The organism is Cylindrospermopsis sp. CR12 (genome assembly GCF_001432185.1).
GTDB lineage: Bacteria > Cyanobacteriota > Cyanobacteriia > Cyanobacteriales > Nostocaceae > Raphidiopsis > Raphidiopsis raciborskii.
On record NZ_LMVE01000095.1, the window covers coordinates 1 to 392 of the forward strand.

Here is a 392-nt window from a genome sequence, read left to right on the forward strand (position 1 = left end):
GGGTCGAGTAAGGAGACTCATGGGGGTGTTGGGTTTCGTTCCTCAACCCAACCTACGTTAATCTTATATTTAATTTCACTGACCCACTTAAATCTAATAACAGTAAATATTTTTTTAGATGATCCAGCATATTTTTAAAAACAACTTAATAACAATTAAGGAAGCACAATTATTTGTAGAATGGGTCGAGTAAGGAGACTCATGGGGGTGTTGGGTTTCGTTCCTCAACCCAACCTACGTTAATCTTATATTTAATTCCACTCACTACTATTTGATATTCGCGAGCGATCGCCACTCCTTATCTATCTCCTAGCAGGATTTTCCCCATCTTTGGTAATTACACTCCTATAAAATAGCGATCGCTCTCCTTTGTAGGTAGGCACAGGTTTATC